The 12727-nt window shown below is 71.2% G+C and carries 11 protein-coding genes; 10 read left to right on the forward strand and 1 reads right to left on the reverse strand.

Annotation, left to right across the window (positions count from 1 at the left end; translation table 11 throughout):
* Positions 1-83 precede the first annotated feature (83 nt).
* Entirely contained in the window at positions 84-1304 is a 1221-nt protein-coding gene (locus ACIRB1_RS30560; RefSeq protein WP_352184828.1) for a sensor domain-containing protein, read from the reverse strand.
* Between the two features lie 315 nt (positions 1305-1619).
* On the opposite strand from ACIRB1_RS30560, the gene ACIRB1_RS30565 reads away from it, so the two are divergent.
* From ACIRB1_RS30565 to ACIRB1_RS30610, 10 genes are read left to right on the forward strand one after another with little or no spacing between them, the layout of a single operon-like run.
* Positions 1620-2066, forward strand: a complete 447-nt coding sequence (locus ACIRB1_RS30565) for an NADH-quinone oxidoreductase subunit A (RefSeq protein ID WP_403467757.1) — start codon at positions 1620-1622, stop codon at positions 2064-2066.
* A complete protein-coding gene (locus ACIRB1_RS30570) occupies positions 2057-2818 on the forward strand; it encodes an NADH-quinone oxidoreductase subunit B (RefSeq protein WP_403467683.1) in 762 nt (253 codons plus the stop codon). Before ACIRB1_RS30565 ends, ACIRB1_RS30570 begins: the two co-directional genes overlap by 10 nt.
* The gene (locus ACIRB1_RS30575) at positions 2815-4590 is read left to right on the forward strand and encodes an NADH-quinone oxidoreductase subunit C (protein WP_403467684.1); all 1776 of its coding nucleotides are present in this window, start codon (positions 2815-2817) and stop codon (positions 4588-4590) included. The genes ACIRB1_RS30570 and ACIRB1_RS30575 overlap by 4 nt, the downstream gene beginning before the upstream one ends.
* Positions 4587-5555, forward strand: coding sequence for an NADH-quinone oxidoreductase subunit H (locus ACIRB1_RS30580; protein WP_403467685.1), 969 nt, complete (start codon positions 4587-4589; stop codon positions 5553-5555). Before ACIRB1_RS30575 ends, ACIRB1_RS30580 begins: the two co-directional genes overlap by 4 nt.
* Positions 5555-6346, forward strand: coding sequence for a NuoI/complex I 23 kDa subunit family protein (locus ACIRB1_RS30585; RefSeq protein WP_403467686.1), 792 nt, complete (start codon positions 5555-5557; stop codon positions 6344-6346). Before ACIRB1_RS30580 ends, ACIRB1_RS30585 begins: the two co-directional genes overlap by 1 nt.
* Entirely contained in the window at positions 6343-7059 is a 717-nt protein-coding gene (locus tag ACIRB1_RS30590) for an NADH-quinone oxidoreductase subunit J (protein WP_403467687.1), read from the forward strand. Before ACIRB1_RS30585 ends, ACIRB1_RS30590 begins: the two co-directional genes overlap by 4 nt.
* Positions 7059-7478 carry an NADH-quinone oxidoreductase subunit NuoK gene (nuoK, locus tag ACIRB1_RS30595; protein WP_403467688.1) on the forward strand — a complete coding sequence of 140 codons (420 nt, stop codon included), beginning with the start codon at positions 7059-7061 and terminating at the stop codon, positions 7476-7478. The genes ACIRB1_RS30590 and nuoK overlap by 1 nt, the downstream gene beginning before the upstream one ends.
* Positions 7475-9469, forward strand: a complete 1995-nt coding sequence (locus ACIRB1_RS30600) for an NADH-quinone oxidoreductase subunit L (RefSeq protein ID WP_403467689.1) — start codon at positions 7475-7477, stop codon at positions 9467-9469. Before nuoK ends, ACIRB1_RS30600 begins: the two co-directional genes overlap by 4 nt.
* A 6-nt stretch (positions 9470-9475) precedes the next feature.
* A complete protein-coding gene (locus ACIRB1_RS30605; RefSeq protein WP_403467690.1) occupies positions 9476-11074 on the forward strand; it encodes a NuoM family protein in 1599 nt (532 codons plus the stop codon).
* Positions 11071-12594, forward strand: coding sequence for an NADH-quinone oxidoreductase subunit N (locus ACIRB1_RS30610; RefSeq protein WP_403467691.1), 1524 nt, complete (start codon positions 11071-11073; stop codon positions 12592-12594). The genes ACIRB1_RS30605 and ACIRB1_RS30610 overlap by 4 nt, the downstream gene beginning before the upstream one ends.
* Positions 12595-12727 lie beyond the last annotated feature (133 nt).

The raw sequence follows: 12727 nt of genomic DNA on the forward strand, positions 1-12727 counted from the left end.
GGGCGGCGGGGCCGCGCGTGCCGGAGCGGTCGGGGTGACGGGGTGACGGGCTTATGGGGGGCCTCGGCGAGGGTGGAGGGGCGTTAGCGCCGGCTCCCCGCCTCGTCGGCGGTGCGTTCGCGCCAGGGCAGTTCCGCCGTGACGGTCGTAGGGCCGCCCGGAGGGGAGTCGAGGACGAACAGGCCGTCCACCGCGCCCAGCCGCTCCGCGAGGCCGCGCATGCCGGTGCCGCCGTCGAGGTTGGCGCCGCCGCGGCCGTCGTCCCAGACCTGGATCAGCAGCCGGTCCTCGGCCCGCCACACGTCCACCGACGCCGTACGGGCACCGCTGTGCTTGCTGATGTTCTGGAGCAGCTCCGAGACGGTGAAGTACGCGATGCCCTCGATCGCCGCGGCCGGGCGCTCGCCGATGTCGGCGGTCACCTTCACCGGCACCGTGCAGCGAGAGGCGACGGAGGACAGGGCGGCGTCGAGACCGCGGTCGGTCAGCACCGCCGGGTGGATGCCACGCGCGAGATCCCTCAACTCCTGGAGCGCCAGCTTCACTTCACCGTGCGCCTCGTCGACCATCGCGGCGACATGCTCGTCGGCCTGGCCCTCCAGCAGCTTCTCCTTGGCCAGCCCCAGCCCCATCGCCAGATTGACCAGCCGGGCCTGCGCCCCGTCGTGCAGATCGCGCTCGATCCGCCGCAGGTCCGCCGCCGCCGTGTCGACCACGACACCCCGGTCAGACTCCAGTTCGGCGATACGGCGTTCCAGCTCGTCGGAGGGGGAGAGGAGGCCGCGCACCATCGCGCGGTCCACGTTGGCCAGCCCGCGCGCAATGAACGGCAGTACGGGCCAGAGCACGAACAGCGAGGTCAGCGTGACGGTGAAGGTGACGATGCCCCACGGCAACCGCATCCCGTCGTACAGCACCGTCCGCCAGGCCACCGGGTCCTTCAGCGCCATCCACACCCGCTGCACGAGCCCGCCGCCCTTGCGCCACGGCAACGGGCTCGGCTCGTCGATCCGCACCCCGAGCAGCCGCCGGGCCCGGCCGCGCTCGAACTTCCCGATCAGCCGCGCGCCCATCAACGCCAGCGCGAGCAGCGGGAATCCGACCACGGTGATGGTCAGCCCGGCGCTGAGGAACAGCGTCGTCGCCACATAGACGAAGCCGAACACCGATATCGGCAGATTGGCCAGGAGATGCGCGATCTCCTTCCAGGTGTGCCGGTCGTAGGCGAAGCGGGCCGGTGGCAACGGCTCGTCCAGCTCGCCACCGGGTGCCGCCGGATCGGCGTAGGGGATGCGTACGGTCATACGGGCCAGCGTGCCGCCTCACGCGCCCCGGCGCCATGAGGTCCGCCGCCCGGGTCTCCTGGGGAAAACCCCACCATGCGTCTCCGACACCTCCGCGATGGCCCTCCGGTGTATCCCCACGCGCGACGGACTGCTTACGGTCCTTTTAACAGGGCCTAGACTCCCGTGCGTACGGATCGTCGAACACAGCGGTCACATGCGTCACCGGGGTAGCGCGGGCATCAGCGCGGGTATCGGGCGGAGGAGGGGTCGGACGTGCGGGAGATGGTCCAGGGGGCCTTGCCGGCGACTGTGCGGGAGTCCTTGCCCGCATCCATGTCGGCGGCCGTACGGGATTCCGTGCCGGGAGGTGTGCCGTCGGGCCTGCGGGAACCGACCGTGGTCGTCGCCGCGGCGGACTACTTCCGGTCCTACTCCGTCGTCGGACTGCTCGCCGTCGTCGGCGTGCTCTTCGTCGCCGTGGCCTTCGGCGCGGGCCGCCTGCTGCGCCCGGTGGTCCCCACCCCCGAGAAACTCCTGACGTACGAGTGCGGGGTCGACCCGGTCGGCGAAGGCTGGGCGCACACCCAGGTCCGGTACTACGTCTACGCGTTCCTGTACGTCGTCTTCGCCGTCGACTCGATCTTCCTCTTCCCCTGGGCCACGGTCTTCGCCGCGCCCGGCTACGGCGCGACCACCCTCGTCGAGATGTTCATCTTCCTCGGCTTCCTGGCCGTGGGCCTGCTGTACGCATACAAGAAGGGCGTCCTGGCATGGACGTGACGACACCGGACTCCGACGGGCAGCCGGTTGAGCCGGTGTACCTCCCCGAGCCGAAACGCCTGGGCGCCCTCGCCCGCCTCGCCCCCGAACCCATGAAGGTCGTCCTCAACTGGGGCCGCCGCTACTCCCTCTGGGTCTTCAACTTCGGCCTCGCCTGCTGCGCGATCGAGTTCATCGCCGCGTCCATGGCCCGCCACGACTTCATCCGCCTCGGCGTGATCCCCTTCGCCCCGGGCCCACGCCAGGCCGACCTGATGGTCGTCTCCGGCACGGTCACGGACAAGATGGCCCCCGCCGTGAAACGCCTCTACGAGCAGATGCCCGAGCCCAAGTACGTCATCTCCTTCGGCGCGTGCAGCAACTGCGGCGGCCCGTACTGGGACTCCTACTCGGTCACGAAGGGCGTCGACCAGATCATCCCGGTCGACGTCTACGTCCCCGGCTGCCCGCCCCGCCCCGAAGCGCTCCTCCAGGGCATCCTCAAACTCCAGGAGAAGATCGCCCGGGAATCGCTGGGGGAACGGTACGGAGCGAGCACCGCCCGGCCTTCTACGGCCGCGCTACAGAGCGGGTTGATTGCGGCGCCGGTGCGGGGGGCTGCGCCGGGCGCGGGCCGGGGCGCGGGGGCCGACGCTGGTGCTGGTGCTGGTTCCGGCTTGTCTTCTGACTCGGGGTCAGGGGCAGGGTTGGGGCCCGGTTCGGAGTCACGGCCGGAGTCGGGGCCGGAGTCGGAGTCGGGGGATGCCCGATGACCGCCGTCGGCTGGCTGCCCGCCCCGGTTGAGGAACTGTTCGGTACGGAGGCCACGGCCGAGGAGTCGTACGCACTCCTCACGGTCGACGTACCCCCCACCACCTGGCTCGCCGCCCTCCGCACCGCCCGCGACGCCCTGGGCTGCACCTACTTCGACTGGCTGAGCGCGGTCGACGAACCGGGCACCGGCTTCCGCGTCTCCGCCCACGTCGTCGCACTGTCCCCGGTACGCCGACTCCTCGTCCGGACGACGGTCCCGCACGAGACCCCGGCACTCCCGACCGCCGTCGACGTCTACGCGGGTGCCGCCTGGCACGAGCGCGAGACCCACGAGATGTTCGGCGTCGACTTCGAGGGCCACCCGGCACTGGACCACCTCCTCCTCCCGGAAACCTTCGAAGGCCACCCCCTCCGCAAGGACTTCGTCCTCGCCGCCCGCGTGGCCAAGGCCTGGCCCGGCGCCAAGGAACCCGGCGAGTCCGACCACGGCGCCCCCAAACGCCGCCAGATGCTCCCCCCAGGCGTCCCCGACCCGAACGAATGGGGCCCGCTGAAGGGCCAACTCCCCGCAGCCCCGGCCCGCCCCGCACGAGGCGCGGGACGCGCTGCGGGCGAGCGTCCGGCCCGCGCGGGGGGTGAGGGTCCGGCCCGTGCGGCGGGTGACCGCCCTGTACGGCGAGGGCGTTCCGCTTCGGAGGGGTCCGCGAGTCAGGGGAGCACGGCTGGGGGTGCGGTGCCGTCGGGCGACGGTGCGGTGCCGTCAGGCGACGATGCGATGCCATCGGCCGGGAACGAAGTGCCGTCGGCCGAGAGGGCAACGCCGGCGGGTGAGAGCGCGACGCCGTCGACCGAGGGCCAGGGCCAGGGCCAGGGCCAGGGCCAGGGCCAGGACCAGAACCAGGGCCGGGCCCAGCGAACCGGTGCTGACCGCGCGGAACAGAGCTCGGGAACCCCGGCCGCGCCCCGCCGCACCCGCAGCGCCTCGGAGGGCTCGGCGAGTCAGCAGGGGACGGGTGCAACGCCCCCTCGCCGCTCCCGCAGCGCGAGCGACGGCTCCGCGTCACAACAGGCACCGGCACCTGCACCTGCGGTGGAATCGGGATCAGCACCTGGGCCAGAACAGGCACAGGCGCAAGAGAGCAGCACCCCCCAGCCCCCCACCGCCCCCCGCAACACGGACGCCCCGTGGCACAACGCCCGCCCCGCCTTCGCGGAGCCGGAGCCGGAGCCCGAGTCGGAGGCCAAGCCCGAGGTGGAGTCGGCGCCGGAGTCTGAGCCCAAGCCTGCGCCCGATGCCAAGGCGGCATCCGGACCCGCGCCGGTAGCTGAGGGCCGGCCCGAGTCTGAACCCGCGCCGGTGTCTGAGGCCAGGCCCGAGTCTGAACCCGCGCCGGTATCGGAGGCCAAGCCGGAGTCCGAACCCCCGCCGGTGTCCGCAGCCAGGCCCGAGTCCGAACCGAAGCCGAGCCCCGCCAAGGAGTCGGCCGCCGGATCACCGACCGAAGCCGACTCGCCCGCAACCAAGCCGGACTCTCCCGCACCGAGTCCGGACTCTCCCGCACCCGGACCGGATTCACCCTCCTCCGAACCGTCCGCGGGCGGCGACCCCGAGCCGGACCCAGACGCCCCCAGGCCGGCTCCGGACGCAACTGCGCCTACCCCGCCCGCAGTTGAACGGACCGAACCGCCCCCGCCCTCCGAGGACCCCACCTCGGAGAACCCCGCGCGCCAGGACCCAACTCCCGACACCCCCACAGGAGGCCCGCAGTGAACGACGCGCTAGACGTCGCCCTGCGACTCCTGATCGTCTTCGTCGTCTTCCTCACCTTCCCCCTGATCGTCGGTCAGACCGAGCACAAGGTGATGGCCCACATGCAGGGCCGCCTCGGCCCCATGTACGCCGGCGGCTTCCACGGCTGGGCCCAACTCGTCGCCGACGGCGTGAAGTTCGCCCAGAAAGAAGACATCGTCCCGGCGGACGCGGACCGCCGTGTCTTCCAACTCGCCCCCGCCGTCGCCCTCCTCCCGTACCTCCTCGTCCTCCTCGCCATCCCGATCGGCCCGGGCGAGGGCGCCGTCGGCCAGGTCCTGGACGCGGGCATCTTCTTCGTCCTCGCGGTGATGGGCGTGAGCGTCCTCGGCTCACTCATGGCCGGCTGGGCCTCCGCCAACAAGTTCTCCCTCCTCGGCGGCCTCCGCACCGCCGCACAGCTCCTCGCCTACGAACTCCCCATGCTGCTCACCGCCGCCTCCGTGGCGATGGCGGCCGGCACGGTCTCCCTCCCCGGCATCCTCGACGCCTTCCACTGGTGGTGGCTGCCCTGGCAGATCGTCGGCGCGATCGTGTTCTTCATCGCCGGCCTGGCCGAACTCCAACGGCCCCCCTTCGACATGCCCGTCGCCGACTCCGAGATCATCTTCGGCGCCTACACCGAATACACCGGTCTCCGCTTCGCCCTCTTCCTCCTCGCCGAGTACGCCGGAATCGTCGTCCTGTGCGGCCTGACCACCGTGCTCTTCCTGGGCGGCTGGCACGGCCCCTGGGGCGCGGACGGCCTCGGCTGGGTGTGGACCCTGCTGAAGACCGCGGTCCTCGCCTTCGTCGTCATCTGGCTCCGCGTCACCTATCCCCGCCTGCGCGAGGACCAGCTCCAGAAACTCTCCTGGACCCTCCTCGTCCCCCTCTCCCTCGCTCAGATCGCCCTCACCGGCGTCGTGAAGGTGGTGTTCCTCTGATGGCCCCGATCCCCGGCTCCGGCCTGGCCAAGGGCCTGGCCGTCACCCTCCGCACGATGACGAAGAAGACCGTCACCGAGCAGTACCCGGACACTCAGCCCGACCTCCCGCCCCGCACCCGCGGAGTCATCGGCCTGTTCGAGGAGAACTGCACGGTCTGCATGCTCTGCGCCCGCGAGTGCCCCGACTGGTGCATCTACATCGACTCCCACAAGGAGACGGTCCCTGCGGCGGCCCCCGGCGGTCGCGAGCGCAGCCGCAACGTCCTCGACCGCTTCGCCATCGACTTCTCCCTGTGCATGTACTGCGGTATCTGCATCGAGGTCTGTCCTTTCGACGCGCTGTTCTGGTCCCCGGAGTTCGAGTACGCCGAGACCGACATCCACGAACTCACCCACGAACGCGACAAGCTCCGCGAGTGGATGTGGACGGTCCCCGCCCCACCCGCCCTCGACCCCGCCGCCGAGGAACCCAAGGAGATCGCCGCCGCCCGCAAAACCGCCGAAAAGCTGGCCGCGACACAGGCCGCGGAGGCAGCACAGGCTGCGGAGGCAGCGCAGGGTGCGGAAGCAACCGAGGCCGTGGAAGCAGCACAGGCCGCGGAAACCACGGACGCCGTGGAGGCTACGCAAGCTGCAGAGCCGGTAGAGCCCCCGCAAGCCACAGCGGCCACCGAGCCTCCGAAGCCGGCCAAGCCCGCGCAGCCCGCCGAGCCCGCGCAGCCCAACCCCACCGAGGCCCCGTCCGCCACCCCCGTCGACCCCGCCGAGCCGCCGGAGGGCCAGTCATGACCCTCGCCGCAACCGTCACCACCGCCGCCGCCACGGCAACCGCCGCTACCAGCCACCCGCACGGCTTTCTCTCCCCGACCGGCGTCGAGATCGCCTTCCTCCTCGTCGGCCTGGTCACCTTCGGCGCGGCCCTCGTCACCGTCACCACCAAGCAGCTGGTGCACGCCGCCCTGTGGCTCGTGGTGGCCCTCGGGGGTGTGGCCGTCGAATACCTCCTGCTCACCGCCGAGTTCATCGCCTGGGTGCAGGTCCTCATCTATGTCGGTTCCGTCGTCGTCCTCCTTCTCTTCGGGCTGATGCTCACCAAGGCCCCCATCGGCCGCTCACCGGACGCCGACTCCGGCAACCGCTGGGCCGCCCTCGCCGTGGCCGTCGCCGCCGCGGCGGCCCTGGTCTGGGTCGTCGTCGACGCCTTCCGCTCGACCTGGATGGACCTGGACGGTCCGGCCGCCGGCTCGACCGCGGTGACCGGCGCGAGCCTGTTCCAGAACTGGGTCCTCCCCTTCGAGGCCCTCTCCGTCCTCCTCCTCGCGGCACTGGTCGGCGCGATCGTCCTGTCCCGCAAGGCGAAGGCTGAGTCGAGCTCTCCCCCTGTGAACTCCCGACCGCCGACCGGTAGTTCCCCATCCGTCCCGGATTCCCGTAATCACACGTTCGGGCGAAATAGCCCGTCTCAAGGCAACGATCCGACCGAGCAGAAGGGAGCCCGCTGATGCACCTCGTCTATCCCGCCGTGCTCGCCGCCCTCCTCTTCTGCACCGGCATCTATGGGGTTCTCGCCCGCCGCAACGCGATCCTCGTCCTCATGTCGGTCGAGCTGATGCTCAACGCCGTGAACCTCAACCTCGTCGCCTTCGACGTCTGGCTCAGCCGGACCGCCGAGGAGAAGCTGCACTCCGGCCAGGCGCTGACCCTGTTCACCATCGCCATCGCCGCCGCGGAGATCGGCATCGGCCTGGCGATCGTGCTCGCCGTGTACCGGGCTCGCGGTACCTCGGACATCGACAAGCTCCGCGACACGGCCGAGGGCCACGAGTCCGACGGCCCGGACGGAACTGACGGCCCGGACGACAGCGGCAACGACAACGGCCCCCAGCCCCCCACGGCCAAGAAGGCTGAGGCCACCGCGTGACCACGACCACCCTCGCCGTCCTCGTCCCCCTCCTCCCGTTCCTCGGCGCCGCGGCCGGCCTGCTCCTGGGCCGTACCGCCCCCGGGTTCGTCCGCCCGCTCGCCGTCCTGCCGTCGCTCGGCGCGCTCGCGCTGGCCGCGGTCGTCGCCGTACACCAGGGCGGTAACGCGGCCGTCGACGCCGCCACCGAACTCACCCCCACCGGCTCGGTCCCCGTCGAACTCGCCCTGCACATCGACGGCTTCGCCGCCCTCGTCGCCGTACTCGTCGGCTTCGTCGCCACCTGTGTGCAGATCTACTCGACGGGATATCTGCGCGACGACCCGCGCTACCCGTCGTACGCCGCGCTCGTCTCCCTCTTCACCTCCGCGATGCTCCTCGTCGTCTACTCCGGCGACCTGATCGTGCTGCTGGTCGGCTGGGAAGCCATGGGCATCTGCTCGTACTTCCTCGTCGGCCACTACTGGGAGACCCCAGAGGCGCGCGCCGCCTCCATCAAGGCATTCCTCGTCACCAAACTCGGCGATGTCCCCTTCCTGATCGGCCTGTTCGCGCTCGCCACCGACGCCGGGTCCTTCCGCATCACCAAGGTCCTGGACACCGTCGCGCACGGCGGGCTGCACCACCCGACGCTGATCGCGCTGCTGCTTCTGGCCGGCGTGGCGGGCAAGTCGGCGCAGTTCCCGCTGCACACCTGGCTCCCCGACGCGATGGCGGGCCCGACACCCGTCTCCGCGCTGATCCACGCCGCGACGATGGTCGCCGCCGGCGTCTACTTCGTCGCCCGGCTCCTCCCGGTCTTCGAGGCCTCCTCGGCCGCCATGGTCGTCCTCGCCGTCATGGCCGCCGTCACGATGGCCGGGTCCGGTCTCGCCGCGCTCGCCCAGGACGACATCAAGCGCGTCCTCGCCTACTCGACCATCGGCCAACTCGGCTACATGACCGGTGCCCTCGCCGTCGGTGACCGCGGTGCCGCCGTCTTCCACCTCCTGTCCCACGGCGCCTTCAAGGCGCTGCTCTTCCTCGCGGCCGGCGTCGTCATCCACGCCACCGGCACCAACTCGCTCGCCGCCATGTCGCGCATGGGCAACCTCCGCGCCCGCGTCCCCGACGCCTTCTGGACGATGACCGTGGCGCTCCTCGCGCTCGCCGCGATCCCGCCCTTAAGCGGCTTCTTCTCCAAGGAGTCCGTCCTCGGCGCCGCCGAACACGCGGCCACCGGAGACACCGCGCACATCCCCGGCGCCGCGGGCTGGATCGTCCTCGTCGCCGGTCTGCTCGCCGCCCTCCTCACCGCCGCGTACGCGACGCGTCTGTGGCTGCTCGCCTTCCACGGCAGGGGAGTTGAAGCCCCCGACCACGGCAGGCAGCCCGTGACGATGAACGCCGTGCTGTGGGTGCTCGCCGTCCCGTCCCTCGCCCTCGGCGGACTCGCCTACCGCGTGCTCCCCGACTGGTTCGACGGCCGCGACCTCACCCCGACGCTCACCACCTCGGTGCTCGGCACGGGCGTCGCCCTCGTCGGCGTCGTCGTCACCTACGGCGCCTGGCGCCAGACCACCGCGTTCGCGGCCGGCGCACCCCTGGGCGCGGTCGCGGCCCACCCGGAGGGCGACGCGGGACTCGTCGAGGCCGAGGCCATCGCGAGCCATACGCCCGCCTACGGAGACGTCGCCTCGGCATCCGACCCGGCGGACCCGGGCCGCCTCCTGCTCGGCCCGCTGCACCGCCACGCGGCCACCGGCTTCCACCTGGACGCCGTCTACGGGGCGCTGTTCGTCCGCCCCGTGCTGGCGGCGGCGGATCTCGTCCGGTTCCTCGACCGCGAGGTCGTCGACACCTACGTACGCGGCGCGGGCACCCTGCCCCGCCTTCTCGGAGCCGCCGTCAGGCGCGCCCAGACCGGCAATCTTCAGACCTATGTGAGCGCGCTGCTCGCCGGCACCGTCGTCCTGACGGTCGCCGTCCTCCTCGTCGCCACGGGAGCGTGAGCAGGCGTGATCGATATCAACGAGTCCGTGATGCAGGTCCTTCTGGCGTTCATCGTCGTCGGCCCGCTCCTGGGAGCCGTCGCGGCCCTGCTGCCGGCCCCGCCCGGACTGAAGGGGAAGTCGCCCGAGCAGGCCGTACTACGGCACGGCGTGACCGTGACCGGCGTGATCCTCATCGCCGCGATCGTCCTCGCGCTCGGCTTCGACCACGACCACCCGTCGAAGATGCAGGCCACGACCGACATCAGCTGGATCCCCGCACTCGACGTGCGCATCCACCTCGGCATCGACGGCATCTCCCTCCCCCTCCTGGTCCTGACCGCGCTGCTGACCTTCCTCTGCGCGCTCTACTCCTACTTCAGACAGCAACATCAGCGACTGGCGCCGGGGGCCGCTGGCCCGTCCCCGAAGGCGTTCGTCGCCCTGATCCTCGTCCTGGAGTCCGGCACCCTCGCCACCTTCGCCGTCCTCGACCTGATCCTCTTCTTCCTCGCCTTCGAGACCGTCCTGATCCCGATGTACTTCCTCATCGCCCGCTGGGGCGGCGCCCAACGCACCCAGGCCGCCTGGAAGTTCATCCTCTTCACGCTGCTCGGCTCCGTCGTCATGCTGCTCGGCCTGCTCCTGATCGGGATCAAGGCGGGCACATTCGACATGGTGGCACTCGCCACTGACAACGGCCGGTCGCTGACCACATCCGTGCAGGTCATCGCCGTTCTGGCGATCGGGATCGGGCTCGCGGTCAAGACCCCGATGTGGCCCCTGCACAGCTGGCTGCCCGACGCCCACACCGCCGCCCCGACCGTCGGCTCGGTCCTGCTGGCCGGTGTGCTGCTGAAGATGGGCACGTACGGGTTCGTCCGCATCCTGCTGCCGGTCGCCCCCGACGGCATGCACACCTTCGCGCCGTACCTCGCCGCCTTCGCCGTCGTCGGCATCATCTACGGCTCCCTGGCCTGCCTCGCCCTCGCGAAACGAGGCGCGAAGGGCGACCTCAAGCGCCTCATCGCGTACTCCTCCGTCGGCCACATGGGCTTCGTCCTGCTCGGCATCTCGACGATGAGCCCGACCGGCGTGAACGGCGCGCTGTTCGCCAACATCGCCCACGGCCTCATCACCGGCCTGCTGTTCTTCCTCGTCGGCGCCCTCAAGGACCGCACCGGCACCACCGACCTCGACACCCTCGCCGAGGAGACCGGCGCGGCCCTCTACGGCAAGGCCCCGCGCCTCGGCGGCCTCCTCGCGTTCGCCGCCGTCGCCTCGCTCGGACTGCCCGGACTCGCCGGATTCTGGGGCGAGATGCTGGCCCTGTTCGGCGCGTTCAAGCCCGCCGCCGACCTGAGCCGCCCCGCGTTCCTCACCTTCATGGCGATCGCCGCCTTCGGCACGCTCCTGACCGCCGCGTACATGCTCGCCGTGGTCCGCCGCGTCTGCATGGGCGCCGTGGCGCAGGAGGCCCCGAAGCTCGCCGACGTCCAGACGTACGAGTTCGCCGCGTGGACCCCGCTCGTCGCCCTCACCGTCGCCGCCGGCCTGTGGCCGAAGGCACTCCTCGGCCTGACCGACCCGGCCGTGCAGCAGCTCCTCTCAGGAGGCACCCGATGAGCGCCCTGGCCCAGCCTCTCGCGGAGTCGACGGTCCAGTCCGTCGACTGGCTCGCGATCGCACCGCCCACCCTCACGGCGGTCGTCGGCCTGGTGGTCCTCGTCGCCGACCTGTTCCTCCAGGAGGCCAGGAAAGCGCTCCTGGGCTGGGTGTCGGTCGCGGGCCTGGCGGCCTCCGCCCTGATGCTGCTGCCCCTCCTGGACGGCGACCGCGCCACCTTCTGCCTCACCGGCGACGCGACAGCATGCAGCTATACGGCGGACCGCTTCACCCTGGTCATCCAGTTCCTGGTCCTCGGCGGCGCCCTCCTGGCGGCCCTCCTGTCGATCACCACCCTGAAGGACGCCGACAGGGGACTCCCCGAAGGGGAGTACTGGTTCCTGCTGCTGTCCTCCGCCGCGGGCGCCACCCTGCTGCCCGCCTCCCGTGACCTCGCGACCCTGATCGTCGCCCTGGAGGTCGCCTCCCTGCCCGCCTTCGCCCTCGTCGGCATCCGGCAAGGCGACAGGAAGTCCGCCGAGGCAGCCCTGAAGTTCTTCCTGTCCTCGGTCACCGCGACCGCGGTCAGCCTGATGGGCGTCAGCTTCGTGTACGCCACCACAGGCACCCTGTACCTCACCCGGATCGCCGACCGCATCCAGCACGTCGACGGCCAGTTCCACACCCTCGCCCAGACCGGCGTCGTCCTCACCCTCGTCGGCTTCGCCTTCAAGACGGCCGCCGTCCCCTTCCACTTCTGGGTACCCGACACCTACGTAGGAGCGCCCCTCCCGATCGCCGCCTACTTGTCGGTCGTCGGCAAGGCGGTCGGCTTCTCCGGCCTGATCCTCGTCACCGTCGTCGCCTTCCCGTCGTACGCCGACGTGTGGGGCCCGGCACTCGCCGCCCTGGCCGCCCTGACCATGACAGTCGGCAACCTGGGTGCCCTGCGCCAGCAGGCCACGCGCGCGTACAGTGCGGTACGGCTGCTCGCCTGGTCCTCCGTCGGCCAGGCCGGCTACCTCCTGGTGCCGATCGCCGCCGCCGCGTACTCCAAGGACGCCCAGAAGTCGATCGGCTCCACCGTCGCCTACGCCCTCATGTACGCCGCCGTGAACCTCGGCGCCTTCGCGGTGGCCGCACTGGTCGGCCGTAGCAGGGCACTCAACCGGATCAGCGACTACCGCGGCCTGTACGCGTCGAACCCGGTGGCCGCCCTGCTCCTGGCGTTCTTCCTGCTGTGCCTGGCCGGGCTGCCGCCGGGAATCATCGGGCTCTTCGCGAAGGTGACCGTCTTCTCGGCGGCCGTCGAGGCGGGTCTGGGATGGCTCGCGGTCGTCATGGCCGTCAACGTGGTGATCGCGCTCTTCTACTACCTCCAGTGGACGGCACTGCTGTTCCGCGCACCCGAGAGCGAGCCCGCCAAGCACCGCGTCCCCGCACCCCTCACCGCCGCGATCGCCCTCACCGGCGCCCTCGGGATCGCCCTTTCCGGAGCACCCCAGTTGGTGCTCCGCTTCGCCGGCACCGGGCTCTTCTGAGCCACCGGCACATACCACAGTCCTCACCCGGACGGCCCACGCCCGCCTCCGCACGCACAAGGGAACTAGTGGCCCTCGCCTGGCGTTGACCAGTGCGGAAGGGTCCACTGGACGTGCACCGCGAGACCAGTGG

Source organism: Streptomyces sp. NPDC096013 (assembly GCF_044763565.1).
GTDB lineage: Bacteria > Actinomycetota > Actinomycetes > Streptomycetales > Streptomycetaceae > Streptomyces.

Bases quoted from the DNA above. Each gene is read 5' to 3' on its own strand.
- ACIRB1_RS30560 (WP_352184828.1), bottom strand. From the start codon at position 1,304: ATGACCGTACGCATCCCCTACGCCGATCCGGCGGCACCCGGTGGCGAG.
- ACIRB1_RS30565 (WP_403467757.1), top strand. From the start codon at position 1,620: ATGTCGGCGGCCGTACGGGATTCCGTGCCGGGAGGTGTGCCGTCGGGC.
- ACIRB1_RS30570 (WP_403467683.1), top strand. From the start codon at position 2,057: ATGGACGTGACGACACCGGACTCCGACGGGCAGCCGGTTGAGCCGGTG.
- ACIRB1_RS30575 (WP_403467684.1), top strand. From the start codon at position 2,815: ATGACCGCCGTCGGCTGGCTGCCCGCCCCGGTTGAGGAACTGTTCGGT.
- ACIRB1_RS30585 (WP_403467686.1), top strand. From the start codon at position 5,555: ATGGCCCCGATCCCCGGCTCCGGCCTGGCCAAGGGCCTGGCCGTCACC.
- ACIRB1_RS30590 (WP_403467687.1), top strand. From the start codon at position 6,343: ATGACCCTCGCCGCAACCGTCACCACCGCCGCCGCCACGGCAACCGCC.
- nuoK (WP_403467688.1), top strand. From the start codon at position 7,059: ATGCACCTCGTCTATCCCGCCGTGCTCGCCGCCCTCCTCTTCTGCACC.
- ACIRB1_RS30610 (WP_403467691.1), top strand. From the start codon at position 11,071: ATGAGCGCCCTGGCCCAGCCTCTCGCGGAGTCGACGGTCCAGTCCGTC.